Genomic DNA, 18,048 nt, shown 5'->3' on the forward strand with positions numbered 1-18,048 from the left:
CGACGGCGTTAGGATGGCAATGTAGCTAACGCTTCATTGAACCACGAACATAGACTGAAGACAGGTGCCACGACGAAATAAGTAAGGTCTGCTCTGTTACTAGAGATAGTAATAACCAACGAATATCAGCAAGATAACCGACGACATTACTTGCTTCATCCTATGTATTAACTCGCTCTAATTCGAGCTGAAGTAATTATGGCTTAAAAAGTTAAGCAAGGATCAGTGTGTTTAACTTGACAATGGGAGTCATACCAACGCCTACTTAAGCGGAAAAATATAGTTGGCTAAAATGTTGAACGGAGTGAAAACAGCCAACTGTAATTTTTCCGTTTGATGTTCTTGTTAGCATTTATTTGCACTGAATTTCGGCTTTTAACCAAGGATGATCTATAGAAGTGATACCACCAAGGAAAATACCTCCATCCGTTTTTCCTTTATTTTCACTCACTACATCATAACCATTAGGACACAATTCTGAAGCGCGTTTACTCCAAAAGGTTTTAAGCATTTCGGTTGAAGTTGTGCCATTCCCATAGTACTCAACCATATAATTATTTTCGCCTAGCTCTTTATCTTTGTAACCGCCAGACCAAGTATGTGCTTGATAACCTGTTGCACATCCCGTTAATAATGCACATCCTGTAATTAAGGCTAAATACTTCATTTGTACTCCATACTTGTTTTGAATGCTAACGCCTTACTAATGGGCGCATAAATGCTTGGCTAAAATTAGCGACGAAGGAGCACAAGCCAAGCGTTTTGCGTCCTTTTGAGTAACTTGTTATATAGCACTTTTGCACTGACTATCATTGTAGAAAGTGAGACGTGCATCAAAGGTTTTAAATAGTTTATCCTTCAGTTGATGAGCTAATTCTAACGCCTGCTTTTCGTTGTTTTTATCAAAATCATAAGCTGCGGCGAAAAAGCAATCATGATCTAAATAGTTTTGAACGTAAATATGAATACTTTCATCTAAAGAATATTTGGCGGCAACTAAAACAGCAGCTTTTTCTGGAAGCATTTTCTCTCCGCCTTCGTAATTTTTTACCAAATTATTGTCGAGTGCAAATGAGTCTAAATGCGTTATTAGTTCTGCTTTACTCAAGCCTTCAATTGAGAACTGCATTCCACCTATCGCTGGATGATGCTCCCTTGAACAACCTGACAACAAAACAACTAACAATAGTAAAAGATAACGCATGACTTCCTTGTGCCAACGCTCAGCTAAACGGCGCGAGCTTGCGAGCGTCCGGCAGGCGAAGCCTGCGTATTTGAGCTGCTTGTTACATGTTGGCGCCATTAATAATCTCCCAAACTCCGTCCATGATTATCCCAGATGCATTGTCGGGGTGCATGTCTTGCTCTCCAATCGATTTAGCGCAAGATTTTCTAATTGGGGAGTTTTCCGACCACAAGCCATAGCTATTTCTTATCCCCATGCCCCAGGACATATGAAACAAAATCAAATCTTCCTTTTTCGTTTCCTTGAGAGTCTTGATGCTATCGTCATCGAGGCTTTCAGCCACTTTCTTAATTGCGCCTTCACAGGTTTGTGGGATCTCAGAATTATTAATGGCTTCCACTTCTTTGGTTGGCTTCGAAGCACAGCCAACAAGGATAAATATTAGTAACGATGCAACTAAAAATTTCATCAGTTCCCCTAAGACATGTAACGCTTACAGCTGGGGCTTGTGGGAGCGCAGCGAGTACAAGTCCCTAGACTTGACTTGTTAGCAGCTATGTCCACAAGGCCCACCTTATTTTAATTAAACGGATTAGCATATTATTCTCTAACTCAAAGCTATCCTCTTCAGGTGTATCTGATTCGGTATAGCTAATCCACCACTTATACAATTCGTCTATCTCAGCTTTGGCTAGTCGATGCTTTTCATCTGAATTCCAATCCGTATTTCCAAGGGCTAAGTCTTCTTTCTCTACGAAGTCTTTTAGCAGCTGAAAACAGGCATGTAAAAGTATGGAGTCTTTATCCCGCCAATCATCATTTAATGATTCAATTTTTAACAGATTACTTGGTTGCATGATGGTAACTTCTGGCTGCTAACGCCCTAATAATGGGCAAAAAATTGTTGGCTAAAATGTTGAGGAACGAAAACAGCCAACTGTTTTTTGTCCTTATTAATTAGCTTGTTATACGCCATTTTACCCATCCAAAGACTCTGAAACAGCTACCTCAGCCTCAATAATAGCTCGATGTGCTTTTAAACCTATGTTACTAGAATAAAAGTCTGCTGCAATTTTTAACTCTTCAGCTGTTAATAATGAGAGAAGTTTAGTTTTAAATACAACCTTGGCTGCATTTATATTGATAGGATCAGTCATCATTTTTGAAGGCATAGACTCGATGAAAATTCTTTTCTGGTTTTCAGATAAACCACTTAGCGTGTCTGAAAAAAGTTTTTCGGGGCTGATATTTATTTCACCACCAAAAGAGCTCAATATTTCTTCCATTCCAAGAGCAACATAAAGCCGTTCAAATTCAGCGTTTGCATCAAGTTTAGGTGTTGAAGAACATGCGAAAAGCGAAAGTGATATTAATATTAAAAGAGTTTTTTTCATCATCATCCTTAATTTTACACCAAACTATAGTGGCGTATAACAACTTTGTATCCGACATTTGTCGCTTTATAAACCGACAAATGTCCAAATATTACGAAGCATCTAATTTAACCAGCGAATAAGCACATGTAAACAATTAGTTAGCTCTCGTATAAATTTACTGGATGTAGAAAAACACCAAAATGGTAGAGATCAGTAATATCGGACAAAAGAGTAATACACTAATAAACAACAAAACTTAAACTTTTCTTTCGCCTTGAACCTTTTACCTTTAACTTTTTACCCACAAAAAAGCCGCTGTTCATTACAAACAGCGGCTTTTCTACTTAAAGCTGATAGCTAAAAACTGACAGCTTGTATTTTAAGCTTTACCAATCACTTCAAGCCCACCCATGTATGGGCGTAATACTTCTGGCACGACTACTGAACCATCTGCTTGTTGGTAGTTTTCTAGTATAGCGACTAGTGTACGGCCAACCGCTAAACCTGAGCCATTTAGTGTATGGAGTAACTCTGGCTTTTTAGCCCCTTCACGGCGAAAACGTGCTTGCATACGGCGCGCTTGGAAATCGACCATATTTGAACAAGACGAAATTTCGCGGTAGGTATCTTGCGCCGGTAACCATACTTCTAAGTCGTATGTTTTAGCTGCGCCAAAGCCCATGTCGCCCATACATAAAATTACTTTACGGTATGGTAGTTCTAGTGCTTGTAGTATTTGCTCTGCGTGGCCTGTTAGCTCTTCAAGCGCTTGCATTGAATCTTCAGGTTTTACTAGTTGTACTAGTTCAACTTTATCAAACTGGTGCTGGCGAATTAAACCACGTGTATCGCGCCCGTAGCTGCCTGCTTCACTTCTAAAACATGGCGTGTGTGCAGTTAAGCGAATTGGTAAATCACTTTCTTCGTAAATTTCGTCGCGTGCGCTGTTTGTAAGCGGTACTTCTGCTGTAGGGATTAAGCTAAAGCCTGCTTGTTGTTCACCGTCGTCATTTACTAGGCCTAATGTGTGAAATAAGTCGCCTGCAAACTTAGGTAATTGGCTAGTGCCGTAAAGGCTTGCGCTATTTACTAAGTACGGTACATACATTTCTGTGTAGCCGTTTGTATCTGTGTGGGTGTCTAGCATGTATTGCGTTAATGCACGGTGCATACGTGCTACTTGGCCGCGCATTACTGTAAAGCGTGCGCCACTGATTTTAACGCCCATTTCAAAATCTAGGCCGTTTAGGTCTTGCCCAACATCTACGTGATCTTTTACTTCAAAGTCGTACTTTTTAGGCGTGCCCCACGTAAGTATTTCAACGTTGTCGTCTTCATCAGCGCCTTCTGGTACTGATTCGTCTGGCAAGTTTGGAATTGCTAATGCAATGTCGTTAATGGCGTTTAATACTTCGTCTTGCGCTTTTTTAGTTGCGTCTAATTCGCTACCTAAATTTGCCACTGCGTCTAATAATGGCTGTGCGTCTTCGCCTTTCGCTTTTGCTTGACCAATGGCTTTAGCACTGGCGTTACGTTGACTTTGAAGCTCTTGCGTTTTTACTTGTAATGTTTTGCGTTGCTCTTCAAGTTCTGTCACTTTTGCAACATCAAGCTCGTAGCCACGAGCCGCTAAGCGTGCTGCAGTTTGCTCAACGTCTTGTCGTAAATATTTAGAATCTAACATGTTAGTTTTTTAACCTTTTTGCATTACCAGCTGAAGGCCCAGCCAAGCCATAAAAATACAGATCATCACATTTAAGATGATATTGAGGGCCATTTTAATAAAGTGACCTTGTTGTAACAACAACAACGAGTCCATTGAGAATGTTGAGAAGGTGGTTAACGCACCTAAAAAGCCAATACCAATAAGGGTTTTGGCGGGGCTTGCGGTGATAATTTCTTTATCTATCAAACCGTACAAAATGCCCATTAACAATGAACCCAGAATATTAACCGTCAACGTGCCAAAAGGGAATCCCCTACCGAGGAGTTTTAGCATGGTTTCGCTAATAAAAAACCGTAAACAGGCTCCTGAGGCGCCGCCAAGGGCAATCATCATATAAAGTTTAATCATTTTCGTACCGTTTAAGTGGGCTTTGCGCATCGCGCTCTTTTAGGTAATCGAGTTTTTGTTTAATTTTTTGCTCAAGGCCGCGATCGCTCGGTAAGTAATATTCCTTAGTGTCCATTTCTGGCGGTAAGTACTTTTCACCTGCGGCAAAGGCACCCTCTTCGTTATGCGCATAGCGGTACTCAGCGCCGTAACCTAAGTCTTTCATTAAGTTGGTTGGTGCATTGCGTAGATGCTCTGGCACCGGGTAACTTGGCTCGTTTTTGGCGTCAGCCTTTGCTTGGTTAAATGCCATATAAACCGCATTACTTTTGGGTGCGCTGGCTAAATATAAGGTGGCTTGTGCAATGGCGCGCTCGCCCTCACTTGGGCCTACACGCTGAAATATATCCCATGCGTTTAACGCCACTTCCATTGCGCGGGGGTCGGCATTACCTATGTCTTCTGTTGCAATGGCAAGTAACCGCCTTGCTACATAAAGTGGGTCGCCACCGCCGGCTAAAATACGGCAATACCAATACAGCGCACCATCGGGGGAGCTGCCGCGTACTGATTTATGAAAAGCCGATATTAAATCGTAAAATTCATCGCCGCCTTTATCGTATTTAGCTAAATGCGTGGGAAGTACTTGGCTTAATACGTGCTCGTCTAGGTTGTATGTGCCGTTTTGCTCGGTGGTTAAATCAACAGCTTGTTCAAGCAGGTTTAACACTTTTCGCGCATCACCGCCGCTAGCTTGGCACAGTGCCTGTTTGGCGTTATTAGCAATAACTATGTTTTTTTGGTTTAGTTGCTCATCTTGCAAAAGTGCGCGCTCTATAACTGTGTATAGATCGCTCTCTTGTAATGACTTTAAAACATAAACCCGTGCGCGCGATAAAATAGCGTTATTAAGTGCAAACGAGGGGTTTTCGGTTGTGGCGCCTACAAATATAAAAGTGCCATCTTCTATGTGAGGTAAAAATGCATCTTGTTGCGATTTGTTAAAGCGGTGCACTTCGTCAACAAACATAAGCGTGCGTTGCCCGCGGCTTTGAAGGTTATCGTGCGCTTGCGTTACGCTGTCGCGAATATCTTTCACGCCTGCGGTAACAGCCGACATTTGTATAAGCTGGGCATCGGCATGGTTTGCAATAATTTGCGCAAGAGTTGTTTTACCCACACCAGGCGGGCCCCACAAAATTAAGCTGTGGCAACGCCCTGCAACAATGGCTTGGTGCAGGGGTTTATCGTCACTAAGTAAATGTTGCTGACCTATATATTCGTCAAGTGTTGTTGGGCGCATTCGCGCCGCAAGTGGGCGTACATCGGGCCCAAAGTTAAAGCCTAAATTATTCACCGTTACTCTGATCGTCTATTTCAACACCCTCTGGTGGGGTAAATTCAAAGGTACTTGTATCAAGCTCGGTATTTACTTGTGCATCGCTAAAGCTAAATGATGAAAGCTGACCAGAGTTATCTGTCACTACTAATTTAGCAAGGCCTTGCTCGTTACCTGCAAAGGTAATATCAAGCTGTTCTACTTGGCTCTCTACGCCTTTATTTGGTGTTACACTAAAGCCAGAGTTAGTAGCTTGTACGATGTATTTTTCCCACTGTGCGGGATCTTTTGAAGTAAGCAATACAAACGGCGTTGAATCTATAAGGCTATGGGTATCCATAATAGTTACTTGCTCAGCGAAGCTATCGAAGTAATAAGTTTTGTCGCCATTTGATACAAATAAGGTATCGTCTGGGTTTGTTTGCTGCCAGCGGATCATCATAGGCTGTTTAAGGGCTATGGTGCCCTCGCCTTGCATAACTGCTTGGCCTTGGGAGTCAGTTACGGTTTGTGAAAACTGCGCTTTAAAACTTTTAAGTGTGGCGAGTTTGTCTTGCAGTGCTTGGCTGTCGTCAGCAAAGCTAGGCGTGGCAATTAAACCGCCAAGCACTAATAATAAACTGTTTAATTTTTTCATTAATTTGCTCCATTAGGTACTAATACATCGCGAGCGCCGTTATGGCCTGGGGAACTCACGATACCCGATGTTTCCATTTGTTCTACTAGTCGTGCTGCGCGGTTATAGCCAACACGTAATTTACGTTGTACAGACGATACTGATACTTTGCCGGTTTCGATTACAAATGCTACGGCTTCGTCGTAAAGCGGATCTGACTCGTCATCTGCGTTTTCACTGGTTTCACCTGGTAATAAAACATCTTCTGTTGCATCACCATTTAAAATTTCATCAATGTAATTAGGTTTACCACGTGCTTTCCAATCGTTAACTACCGCATGTACTTCATGGTCGTCAACAAATGCGCCATGCACACGCTCTGGTACGCTTGTGCCTGGCGGTAAATAAAGCATGTCACCCATACCTAATAGGTTTTCAGCGCCTTGCTGGTCCAAAATAGTACGCGAGTCTATTTTGCTCGACACCTGAAACGCCATTCTCGTAGGTATATTGGCTTTAATTAAGCCGGTAATTACATCTACCGATGGGCGTTGTGTTGCAAGTACTAAGTGTATACCTGCGGCACGTGCTTTTTGCGCAATACGGGCAATTAGCTCTTCAACTTTTTTGCCTACAATCATCATCATGTCGGCAAATTCGTCAATTACTACTACTATACTTGGTAGTTTGTCTAGCTCATCGGGGCCTTCTTTCATGCCGTCGGTGTCTTTAAATAATGGGTCAAGAATTGGGTAACCCGCCTCTTTGGCTTCCATTACTTTTTGGTTGTAACCTTTCAAGTTACGCACACCCAACGCCGACATTAATTTATAGCGGCGCTCCATTTCGCCTACACACCAACGCAGCGCGTTAGCGGCTTCTTTCATGTCGGTAACAACTTCACACAATAGGTGCGGAATACCTTCGTAAACCGAAAGTTCCAGCATTTTCGGGTCAATCATGATCATACGAACATCATCTGGGCCCGATTTGTACAGTAAGCTTAATATCATTACATTAACGCCCACTGACTTACCAGAACCCGTGGTACCCGCTACCAGTAAATGTGGCATTTTACCTAAATCGGCACACACAGGTTGACCGGCAATATCTTTACCTAACACCATGGTAAGTGGTGATGGGTTTTGCTCAAATTTAGGGGCGTTAATTACCTCAGATAAACGTACTATTTCACGGTACTTGTTAGGCAGCTCAATTCCTATATATGTTTTACCTGGGATCACCTCAACCACACGTACGCTAATTGCCGAAAGTGAACGGGCTAAATCTTTTGATAAACCCGTAATTTTAGACACCTTTATACCCGGCGCTAAATCAAGCTCAAAACGTGTTACAACTGGCCCTGGGTATACGCCTACTACAGTGGCTTGTACGTTAAAGTCGAGTAATTTTGTTTCAACAAGGCGCGAAACACTTTCGAGCTCTTCTTGTGATATTGGGTTTTTTGCTTTATCAGGTCTATCGAGTAAATCAAGTGACGGCAACGGTCCTGGTGGTGGCTCCTTATCAAGTAATTCTTCAAACTTTTCTTTTGCTGTTGGCGGTGGCTGATACGCAGGTTTTGGCTTAGGCATTGGCCTTGCTGGCGATACAACTGTGGTCACCGGTTTTTCAGGCTCAACAACTTGACTTTGATCCAGTGCATTTAACGCAGCGGCTGTATCCATAGGCTCATCGTCTATGGCGCTAAAGCCAATTTCTTGGTCGAGTATATCGTCTAGCTCATCAAATGGGCTGTAGTCATCACTAATTTGCGGCTCGCTAAAGGTTGGCTGCTCTTTAGTAATGGCTTTTTGTTTAGCTGGTTTTTTACTTTTTGCAGGCGCTTGTTCAAATTCTGATGATTGCTCGTGTGTGGTATCGCTTTGCTCATAATCGTCAGGGTCATCATTAAATTGCGCATCGGCTTGTACCGGATTTGCCGCAATACGCTCTCGTTGCATCCAACCTTGGGCGTAATTAAAAGCATAGCGGTAGCCTCTAACCACTAAATCACCAAGGTAGTCTACAAATTCAACCCATGACACACCGGTTAGCAAAGTAAGCCCAGCAAAAAAGAAGCACAATAATAAAATAGAGGTACCGGTAAAGTTAAATGCCGGCATCATGGCCGATGCAATCACATCGCCCACTACCCCACCGGATGAAAAATTATAAATATCATCAAAGTTAATACTGCTTATTGCCGTTGCTGAGGTAATAAATAAAGCAAAACCAATAACACGCAAGGCAAGTGTGGTGTAATCGAGCTGTAAAATACGATGTGGTTGCTTAAACAGTAAATAGCCAAATAGCTGAATTGCAGCCGGCACTAAATAAGCAAGCCAGCCAAATGATAGTAATAATATATCGGCCACCCAAGCACCGGCAGTGCCTGTAATATTTTTTACGTTTCTAAATTCACCCGTTTGCGACCACGCGGGGTCTGCGGGATCAAAGCTGATTAAAGCACATAAAATAAATATTGCCGCAAAGGTGCTGATGATCAGCCCTGTTTCTAATAGTCTTTGCACACCATTTAGGCGCATAACTTCCTATCCCTCTTTATTGTTCTATTGGCACTTGCTTGCAATCAAATACCTTAGCAGGAAATGCAATTTGATGCACTTTATCTTAATGTGTATGGCCTGATTATGAACAAGTTTTTATAAATAAGAGCGTGTTTATCTTTTGCGGTTAAATTTACGCAATGTAAGGGCGAATAATTACGCCGTCTTCACCTTTTACTTCTTCCATTACTACATAGGTGCGGCTTTCACTCACATTTGGTAGTTTTAAAAGTATGTCTCCTAGTACACCTCGGTATTCTGACATATCGTTTACACGGGTTTTTAATAAAAAATCAAAATTACCCGATACCAAGTGACACTCAATTATTTCTTCGTGCTGTTTAACGGCTGCACTAAATTCGTCAAATACATCGGGAGATGTTTTAGTGATGGTTACTTCAACATACACAGATAAGCCTTGGCCAAGCTTTGCTGGATCAACCACCGCTTTGTAGCCAAGTATGTAGCCTTCTCGCTCTAACTTTTTTACGCGTTCCAGACAGGGCGTGGCGCTCAGGCCAACTCGTCGGGCCAGTTCCACATTCGACAAGCGTCCATCATGCTGTAATTCCATTAAAATTTTACGGTCAATCCTATCTAATAACTGATGCATACACCCAACTAGTTTTATATTCTGTTTATTTTATTTTTTTAGATGATAACACTAGACTGGCTTTTAAAAAAGGTGAGACACACTGCCATATGATGAATATAATAGTGAAAAATGTTAATCCGTTCTTAATAAGGCAAATTTTATGATTATTGGTGTACCTAAAGAAATTAAAAACCATGAATACCGTGTAGGTATGGTTCCTGCGAGTGTTCGTGAATTAGTAAATCACGGCCACCAAGTGATTGTTGAAACTGATGCGGGTATGGGCATTGGTTTTACTAACGAAGATTACACTCAAGCTGGCGCTGAAATTTTAGCAACTGCAGCTGATGTTTTTGCAAAAGCAGACATGATCGTAAAAGTAAAAGAGCCGCAAGCTGTTGAGCGTGCAATGTTACGTGAAGACCAAATTTTATTTACTTACCTTCATCTTGCACCTGATCTTCCGCAAACTGAAGACCTTGTTAAAAGCAAAGCAATTTGTATTGCGTACGAAACAGTGACTGATGCACGTGGCGGCTTACCTCTTCTTGCACCAATGAGTGAAGTAGCTGGTCGTATGTCTATTCAGGCCGGTGCACAAGCGCTTGAAAAATCTAACCACGGCCGTGGTATGCTACTTGGTGGCGTACCAGGCGTTGAAGCAGCTAAAGTTGTTGTTATTGGCGGCGGCATGGTTGGTCGTAGCGCTGCACAAATGGCTGTTGGCATGGGCGCAGACGTGGTAGTACTTGATCGTAACATTGATGTACTTCGTGCATTAGACGCGCAATTTGGTAATAAAGTAAAAGCGATTTACTCAACTGCCGATGCACTTGAAAAACACGTACTAGAAGCTGACCTAGTAATTGGTGGCGTACTAATTCCTGGTGCAGCGGCACCTAAGCTTGTTACAGCTGAACACATTAAAGCCATGAAGCCAGGCGCTGCAATTGTTGATGTTGCTATTGACCAAGGTGGTTGTATTGCAACGTCTAAAGCAACTACGCACGCTGATCCTACTTACATTGTTGATGAAGTTGTACACTACTGTGTTGCTAACATGCCAGGTGCTGTTCCACGTACATCTACGTTTGCACTTAATAATGCAACATTGCCGTTTATTATTAACCTTGCAAACAAAGGCTACAAAAAAGCTCTACTTGATGACGCGCACTTCTTAAAAGGCTTAAACGTAATTAAAGGCCAAGTAACTTACAAAGAAGTAGCAGAAGCGTTCAACATGGAATATGTTGACCCACGTACTGCAGTAGAAAACGCATAATTTTGCGGTTAGTCGTTAGTTGTTATTAACCAAATAGCTACCTAACTAACTACAAGCAATAAAAAAGCAGCTAAAATTAGCTGCTTTTTTTGTATCTAAATTTTGTCTATATAAAATAATTTATATAAAACGCTTAATTATAAAATCTACTTTTACGCGTTTAGCCTGACCAAGTAGCTTTTTAACCGGTTGCGGGTAATTTTCTACTGTTTCTAAATCATTTGGCCCAGTTAAACGGCGGCAGTGTTTTAAAATTTCCTGCTTTTCGTTATCTATGGCTTGCATAATACTTTGCTGTGGGTCTTCAATTAAAATACCGTTTTCGATATCAAGCCCCCACGCTCGCGGATTAAGGTTATGGCCGCTTAATAAGTGACGTTGTCTATCGGCACAAATACCTTTTAAGTGAAACGAGTTACTTTCGTGCTTCCATAAGTACACGTTTAAATTACCGTTATCAATATGGCGCTTTTGCGATTTTACAAATTTATGCAAAATAGTTTCGTATAAATACGGTAATGCGCCAATTTTACTAAATGGCTCACTAGGCGGAAGATAAAAATCGTTCGCAGTTTTATCGCCCACAACAATGGTTACCTGCTTACCTTGTTTTAATAATCGACGCAATGAGCGCATAAGCGGCGCCGGAAAATTAAAATACGGTGTATAAAGCACAAGCTCTTGTTCTGTTGTATCAAACAAGTTTTTAATTAATCGGTTAAGGCTATTATTACGACGCCCTAAACCTAAAAACAAACGCACACCGAGTGGGTCGGTATTGGGCGTAGTTGAATTGGCATAACTGGCCGACTTTAGCTCGCGCATAAGTTGCTTTTGTTCAAATTTAAAGTCTATTAAGCGCTTGAGCGGGCGTGTATCAATGCGTGGTACGGCATGGGAGCCAATGAGCTTAGACTCAATAAAATCAACCACAGAGTCACATAGCGCTGCTTGGTTAATTAAAAAGTAGCGGTCGAGCCTGTAGCGTTCGTTGTATTGTAGGTACACGTTATTTAAGCTAGCGCCGCTGTATAACAAAGTATCGTCTACAACAAAACCTTTTAAATGTAATACACCAAAGAGCTCTTTTGCTTTAACGGGTACACCGTAAACTTGTACGTTTGATTTAAATTTTTCTAAATAGTCACAATATAAACTTGCGTTACCGTCTGATTTTGCCGCCCCAATAAGACCACGTTGAGCACGATGAAAATCAACCAACACTTTTATTTCAAGGTTGGGGTTTGCCAACGATACACGATGCAGCGCTTCAAGTATTTCTCGCCCGGCTTCGTCATCTTGTAAATAAAGTGCCGTAATGTAGATTCTTTTTTTTGCATTGCTAATTAAACGTAGCAATTGCGTACGGTACTCTTGTGCGTTGGTTAAGACGTTAACGTCTTTTGAAGTCAACCCAAATGCGGGTTTTTCCTGCCAAAATAACATAGTTGCCTATTCACTAAGGTCACATAATCTTTCAGTGACAAATAAAATTAGGTAAAACATATCAAAAAAATACTAACGGGTCATGAATTAACGAAGCTTTGTTGTTCATCTGTTTGTTTTTTAGCCTTTACACGGGCTTTTTTATCGTTCAATGCAAAGTCAGTACATAATATTGCACAGCTTTTAAATTTGTCAGAAAAAAATAATCACATAATTTGTTTACTTGTGCCTTGTTTTTCTTAGAATCGAAGCCATTAAGTTCAGTATTAAACGTTTAGGAAAAGATCATGACTGAAGCAAAACACTCTAAGTTACTAATTTTAGGCTCAGGCCCTGCAGGTTACACTGCCGCGGTTTACGCAGCGCGTGCAAATTTAAACCCGGTTTTAATTACCGGCATTCAACAAGGTGGCCAATTAACGACCACAACTGAAGTTGAAAACTGGCCAGGCGATGCGCATGGTTTAACAGGCCCTGCATTAATGGACCGTATGAAAGAGCACGCTGAGCGCTTTGAAACTGAAATTGTGTTTGACCATATTAATAAAGTCGATGTGTCTAAGCGCCCTTTCACGCTTACTGGCGACCAAGGTACTTACACGTGTGATGCTTTAATTATTGCAACGGGTGCGTCTGCTAAATACTTAGGTTTAGAATCTGAAACTAATTTTCAGGGGCGCGGTGTTTCTGCATGTGCTACCTGTGATGGTTTTTTCTACAAGGGCCGTAAGGTTGCCGTTGTAGGTGGTGGTAACACAGCCGTTGAAGAAGCACTTTACTTATCTAACATTGCCGATGAAGTACATGTTATTCACCGTCGTGATAGCTTCCGCAGTGAAAAAATTCTTGCAGATCGCCTTAACGAAAAAGCACAAAATGGTAACGTAGTAATGCACTATAACCGTACGCTAGACGAAGTACTTGGCGATGACATGGGCGTAACGGGTGTACGTATCAAAGATACGCAATCTGATGCTACCGAAGAGCTTGATTTAGCCGGTGTGTTTATTGCTATTGGCCATAAGCCAAATACCGACATGTTTGAAGGCCAACTTGAGATGAAAGACGGCTATTTAGTTGTTGAGTCGGGCCTTAACGGTAACGCTACACAAACAAGTGTACCAGGCGTATTTGCCGCAGGTGATGTGTCTGATCACATTTACCGCCAAGCAATTACATCTGCTGGTACTGGCTGTATGGCAGCCCTAGATGCAGAGCGTTTCTTAGATAATCTGTAATCGCGCTAAATATTTTAAAAGAGGCTGATAATTCAGCCTTTTTTTATGCCTAAAATATAGTTACACTTTTATGATAATTAATAAGTTAAGTCCTCTATGAGAAACCAGCTATACCAACTAAGTGAAACCGATATAGTATTTCCAAACCCCGAATATGCACTCACCTCTCCCGATGGACTGCTTGCCATAGGCGGCGATTTATCTGTAAAGCGATTAAGTAACGCCTACAAAATGGGTATTTTCCCGTGGTTCAGCGAAGGTGAACCCATTATGTGGTGGTCACCAAGTGAGCGTGGCATTGTAGAGCTAAATGACTTTCATATAAGTAAAAGCTTGCGTAAACATTTAAAAAAGCACCCTGTCAAAGTAACTGTTAACAATGCCTTTGCTGAGGTGATAGAAGCGTGCTGTGAGCAACGAATAGACACCGAAGGCACATGGATAACAAACGACATGTTAAACGCTTATATTGCTGCGCATGACGCTAATATTGCGCATAGTGTTGAGGTATGGCAAAACGGCGAACTTGCCGGTGGACTTTATGGCATTATGCAAAATGGCGTTTTTTGTGGCGAGTCAATGTTTCATCATCAAACCAACTGCTCTAAGCTTGCAATGTGGGCGTTAGTAAATTGGCTAAAGCGCCATAACGCACATTTTATTGACTGCCAACTAGAAAACCCCTATTTAACCTCTTTAGGCGCAAAAGTGATCCCTCGCTCAGAATTTTTGACTAAACTTAAACGAGCAAATGCTTACACCCTCAACTCAACCATGTGGCAACCACAGGAGTTATCAGCAATTTATGAGTGAACATATTCCTGCACGCGTTGGCCTTAGCCAAGAGTTTGCTTGTAGCTATTTACCTGACAGGCAAGAACAATTATTAGTAATACTTGACCCAACCTGTTACAGCACGCATAAATTTGAAATGCTTTTATCACTCGGCTTTAGGCGCAGTGGTAATCAAATTTATCGACCACACTGCCCTTCGTGTAGCGCCTGTAATTCTGTACGCGTGTTAGCCCAAGAGTTTGTCCCTTCAAAGTCGCAAAAAAGAAAATTAAATAAAGTTAAAGCAAACTTTGCAGTTAAATACACGCAGGCTAAGCGCGAGGAATATTACCCACTTTATAGTAAATACATTTCAATGCGCCACAGTGATGGCACTATGTTTCCGCCTAATTTAGAACAGTTTCAAAGTTTTTTATTTTGTAGCTGGTTAGAAATAACGTTTATTGAGCTTTGGCACCAAGACACTTTAGTGGCTGTGGCCGTAACAGATTGCATGGATAACACTGTTTCGGCTATTTATACGTTTTTCGATCCCGACTTTGAACACTACAGTTTAGGGACGGTAATGATTTTACAGCAGCTCGAATTTGCCAAACAACAAAATAAAGAATTTGTGTATTTGGGCTACCAAATCGATGAATGCACCAAAATGAAATACAAAACTCAGTTTTTACCCGCGCAAAAACACGTTAATGACCAGTGGTTGGCTATTTAATTTGCAAAAATGCCCGCTGCGCCTTTACTTATTGGCGTATTTTGGGCAAAATCTGCAGCGTTTAACTATTAAAGAGGTGTTACGCTAAACATGGCGAAAGAAGACGTAATCGAAATGCAAGGGACAGTCCTTGATACTTTACCAAATACAATGTTCCGAGTTGAGCTAGAAAATGGTCACGTAGTTGTGGCTCATATTTCAGGTAAAATGCGCAAAAACTATATCCGTATTTTAACCGGCGATAAAGTAACGGTAGAAATGACTCCTTACGATTTATCGAAAGGACGTATCGTATTCCGTGCTCGCTAAGTGCGTAAACGAGATTTAGTTTTTGGCTAGTGTAAACTAGCTTAAAGCGTTTATTAAATGTAATTGATGGTACTGACTAGCAATTACATTTAATAAACAAAAAACCCAGCTTTTGCTGGGTTTTTTGTTGCCTATTAAAAAGCACAAAAAAGCCCACGCGTATGGCGCAGGCTAGTTTATATACCCATTCACATAATTAAGTTATCTATTTTGCGGATGGGTATTATAAGTAAATACACTGATTTAAGCGGGTGTTAAATTACTTTCATAGTCAAAGTTAATTTTCTTATCTTTAACAGATACTTTAACAGTACCGCCATCAACCAGTTCACCAAAGAGTATTTCGTTAGCCAATGGCTTTTTAAGCTCGTCTTGAATAACACGTGCCATAGGACGTGCACCCATTGCTTTATCGTAGCCTTTATCTGCTAACCACTCTCGGGCCTTAGAGGTCAGCTCAAGATTAACTGACTTCTTATCTAATTGAGCTTGCAGCTCAACTACAAATTTATCGACCACTTGCAAGATAACGTCTTTTTCAAGGTGGTTAAACCAAATAATATTATCTAAGCGGTTTCTAAATTCAGGTGAAAATACCTTGTTAATTTCACTCATTGCATCGTGCGTATGATCTTGCTCGGTAAAGCCAATCGATTTACGCGTGGTTTCTTGCACACCGGCATTGGTTGTCATAACCACCACGACGTTTCTAAAGTCAGCTTTACGACCATTATTATCGGTTAACGTACCGTGATCCATTACTTGCAGTAGTATGTTGTAAATATCTGGATGGGCTTTTTCAATTTCATCCAATAATACAACGGCATGTGGGTTTTTAATAACAGCTTCGGTAAGTAAGCCGCCTTGTTCAAAACCAACATACCCAGGAGGCGCGCCAATTAAACGGCTTACTGCATGGCGCTCAACATACTCTGACATATCAAAACGGATAAACTCAACGCCCATACATTTTGCAAGCTGTTTTGTAACCTCGGTTTTACCTACACCCGTTGGCCCCGCAAATAAGAACGAGCCTACTGGCTTATCTTCGTTAGCAAGTCCAGAGCGAGATAAACGAATCGCAGATGTTAGCGCGTCGATAGACTGATCTTGGCCAAACACTAACATTTTAAGATTACGATCAAGATTTTTAAGCGTTTCTTTGTCGGTAGAAGACACGCTTTGAGCTGGGATACGCGCCATTTTAGCAATAATCGATTCAATATCTGATACGCCAATGGTTTTTTTGCGTTTAGAGCTTGGCTGCAAACGCTGGTTGGCGCCGGCTTCATCTATTACATCAATGGCTTTATCAGGTAAGTGGCGCTCATTAATGTATTTAGCACTTAGCTCAGCAGCTGCTTTTAATGCTTTTTGCGTGTAACGAATTCCATGGTGTTCTTCGTAACGCTCTTTTAAACCATTTAAAATTTTAGTGGTATCGGCCACACTTGGTTCAAGTACATCAATTTTTTGGAAACGACGCACTAATGCACGATCTTTTTCAAAAATATTTTTGTATTCATTGTAAGTGGTAGAGCCCATACAACGTAACTGCCCGCTTGAAAGCAGCGGTTTTAGTAAGTTAGATGCATCCATAACACCGCCTGATGCAGCACCTGCACCAATAATAGTGTGTATTTCATCAATAAATAAAATTGAGTTAGGTTTTGCTTGTAACTCTTTTAGTAAGCTTTTAAAGCGTTTTTCAAAGTCGCCGCGGTACTTAGTACCAGCAAGCAATGCGCCCATATCAAGCGAGTAAACAACAGCATCGGCAATTACTTCAGGCACTTGTTCATTAACAATGCGGTATGCAAGGCCCTCTGCAATGGCTGTTTTACCAACGCCTGCTTCACCTACAAGTAATGGGTTGTTCTTTTTACGACGACACAATACTTGTACCGTGCGCTCTACTTCGCTATCGCGCCCTACTAATGGGTCAATGTTACCGTCTTTGGCTTGCGCATTTAAATTAGTGGTAAAGCTATCTAACTTACTCGCCTCTTCGTTTTGAACTTCTTGTACTTCTTCATGAATATCGTCAGTGTCATCACCTAACTCATCATCAGATTTAGAAATACCATGGGAAATAAAATTCACTATATCTAAGCGAGAGATATCACTTTTCTTAAGTAAGTAAACTGCTTGGCTTTCTTGTTCAGAAAAAATAGCAACCAGCACGTTAACACCGGTCACTTCGTTTTTACCTGATGATTGAACATGAAAAACCGCACGTTGAAGCACGCGCTGAAAGCCCAATGTTGGTTGGGTTTCGCGTTCTTCTTCTAAATCGGGAATAACCGGTGTGGTTTCGTCTATGAATTCTAATAGTTCGGTTTTTAAACCTGAAATATCAACACCACAGGCGTTTAGCGCTTCGCCTGCTGAAGGGTTATCTAAAAGCGCAAGTAAAAGGTGTTCTACCGTCATAAACTCATGGCGGCGTGTACGCGCTTCACGAAACGCGGCATTTAACGTTAGTTCTAAGTCTTTGTTTAGCATTGGCAACCCCTTACTGAGATAAT

The 18,048-nt window shown here is 41.4% G+C and carries 18 protein-coding genes; 5 read left to right on the forward strand and 13 right to left on the reverse strand.

Features of this window, described 5'->3' with window-relative positions:
• Positions 1–352: 352 nt before the first annotated feature.
• The 11 genes from QUE46_RS09030 to lrp form a co-directional block, all read right to left on the reverse strand.
• Entirely contained in the window at positions 353–667 is a 315-nt protein-coding gene (locus tag QUE46_RS09030; protein ID WP_286244502.1) for a hypothetical protein, read from the reverse strand.
• Positions 668–784: 117 nt separating this feature from the next.
• Positions 785–1,303, reverse strand: coding sequence for a hypothetical protein (locus QUE46_RS09035; protein ID WP_286244503.1), 519 nt, complete (start codon positions 1,301–1,303; stop codon positions 785–787).
• A complete protein-coding gene (locus tag QUE46_RS09040; RefSeq protein ID WP_286244504.1) occupies positions 1,287–1,655 on the reverse strand; it encodes a DUF6794 domain-containing protein in 369 nt (122 codons plus the stop codon). Before QUE46_RS09040 ends, QUE46_RS09035 begins: the two co-directional genes overlap by 17 nt.
• An 85-nt stretch (positions 1,656–1,740) precedes the next feature.
• A complete protein-coding gene (locus QUE46_RS09045; protein ID WP_286244505.1) occupies positions 1,741–2,043 on the reverse strand; it encodes a hypothetical protein in 303 nt (100 codons plus the stop codon).
• A gap of 120 nt (positions 2,044–2,163) precedes the next feature.
• On the reverse strand, positions 2,164–2,580 hold the full coding sequence (locus tag QUE46_RS09050; protein WP_286244506.1) for a hypothetical protein: 417 nt from the start codon (positions 2,578–2,580) through the stop codon (positions 2,164–2,166).
• 361 nt (positions 2,581–2,941) lie between these two features.
• The gene (gene serS / locus QUE46_RS09055; RefSeq protein ID WP_089347797.1) at positions 2,942–4,246 is read right to left on the reverse strand and encodes a serine--tRNA ligase; all 1,305 of its coding nucleotides are present in this window, start codon (positions 4,244–4,246) and stop codon (positions 2,942–2,944) included.
• A gap of 9 nt (positions 4,247–4,255) precedes the next feature.
• Positions 4,256–4,636 (reverse strand): fluoride efflux transporter CrcB, encoded by a 381-nt coding sequence (gene crcB / locus QUE46_RS09060; RefSeq protein WP_089347798.1) that lies wholly within the window; start codon positions 4,634–4,636, stop codon positions 4,256–4,258.
• A complete protein-coding gene (locus tag QUE46_RS09065; RefSeq protein WP_286244507.1) occupies positions 4,629–5,972 on the reverse strand; it encodes a replication-associated recombination protein A in 1,344 nt (447 codons plus the stop codon). The genes crcB and QUE46_RS09065 overlap by 8 nt, the downstream gene beginning before the upstream one ends.
• Positions 5,965–6,591, reverse strand: a complete 627-nt coding sequence (gene lolA, locus QUE46_RS09070) for an outer membrane lipoprotein chaperone LolA (protein ID WP_286244508.1) — start codon at positions 6,589–6,591, stop codon at positions 5,965–5,967. Before lolA ends, QUE46_RS09065 begins: the two co-directional genes overlap by 8 nt.
• Positions 6,591–9,119 (reverse strand): DNA translocase FtsK, encoded by a 2,529-nt coding sequence (locus tag QUE46_RS09075; protein ID WP_286244509.1) that lies wholly within the window; start codon positions 9,117–9,119, stop codon positions 6,591–6,593. Before QUE46_RS09075 ends, lolA begins: the two co-directional genes overlap by 1 nt.
• A 154-nt stretch (positions 9,120–9,273) precedes the next feature.
• Positions 9,274–9,753 (reverse strand): leucine-responsive transcriptional regulator Lrp, encoded by a 480-nt coding sequence (lrp, locus tag QUE46_RS09080; protein ID WP_004586747.1) that lies wholly within the window; start codon positions 9,751–9,753, stop codon positions 9,274–9,276.
• Positions 9,754–9,895: 142 nt separating this feature from the next.
• Between lrp and ald the strand changes: the two genes are divergently transcribed.
• Positions 9,896–11,017: an alanine dehydrogenase gene (ald, locus tag QUE46_RS09085; RefSeq protein WP_286244510.1), complete on the forward strand. Its 1,122-nt coding sequence runs from the start codon at positions 9,896–9,898 to the stop codon at positions 11,015–11,017.
• 120 nt (positions 11,018–11,137) lie between these two features.
• On the opposite strand, the gene pssA is transcribed toward ald, so the two are convergent.
• Positions 11,138–12,463 carry a CDP-diacylglycerol--serine O-phosphatidyltransferase gene (pssA, locus tag QUE46_RS09090; protein WP_286244511.1) on the reverse strand — a complete coding sequence of 442 codons (1,326 nt, stop codon included), beginning with the start codon at positions 12,461–12,463 and terminating at the stop codon, positions 11,138–11,140.
• Between the two features lie 287 nt (positions 12,464–12,750).
• On the opposite strand from pssA, the gene trxB reads away from it, so the two are divergent.
• The 4 genes from trxB to infA all read left to right on the forward strand — a co-directional run bounded on the left by trxB (position 12,751) and on the right by infA (position 15,520).
• Positions 12,751–13,701 carry a thioredoxin-disulfide reductase gene (gene trxB, locus QUE46_RS09095; RefSeq protein WP_024033489.1) on the forward strand — a complete coding sequence of 317 codons (951 nt, stop codon included), beginning with the start codon at positions 12,751–12,753 and terminating at the stop codon, positions 13,699–13,701.
• Between the two features lie 96 nt (positions 13,702–13,797).
• Positions 13,798–14,514 carry a leucyl/phenylalanyl-tRNA--protein transferase gene (gene aat, locus QUE46_RS09100; RefSeq protein ID WP_286244512.1) on the forward strand — a complete coding sequence of 239 codons (717 nt, stop codon included), beginning with the start codon at positions 13,798–13,800 and terminating at the stop codon, positions 14,512–14,514.
• The gene (locus tag QUE46_RS09105) at positions 14,507–15,211 is read left to right on the forward strand and encodes an arginyltransferase (RefSeq protein ID WP_286244513.1); all 705 of its coding nucleotides are present in this window, start codon (positions 14,507–14,509) and stop codon (positions 15,209–15,211) included. The genes aat and QUE46_RS09105 overlap by 8 nt, the downstream gene beginning before the upstream one ends.
• 90 nt (positions 15,212–15,301) lie before the next feature.
• On the forward strand, positions 15,302–15,520 hold the full coding sequence (infA, locus tag QUE46_RS09110) for a translation initiation factor IF-1 (RefSeq protein ID WP_002962494.1): 219 nt from the start codon (positions 15,302–15,304) through the stop codon (positions 15,518–15,520).
• Positions 15,521–15,763: 243 nt separating this feature from the next.
• Here infA and clpA read toward each other — a convergent pair whose 3' ends face one another.
• Complete coding sequence (gene clpA / locus QUE46_RS09115) at positions 15,764–18,025, reverse strand: ATP-dependent Clp protease ATP-binding subunit ClpA (protein ID WP_286244514.1); 2,262 nt, start codon at positions 18,023–18,025, stop codon at positions 15,764–15,766.
• Positions 18,026–18,048: the final 23 nt, after the last annotated feature.

Source organism: Pseudoalteromonas sp. MM1 (genome assembly GCF_030296835.1).
Lineage (GTDB): Bacteria > Pseudomonadota > Gammaproteobacteria > Enterobacterales > Alteromonadaceae > Pseudoalteromonas.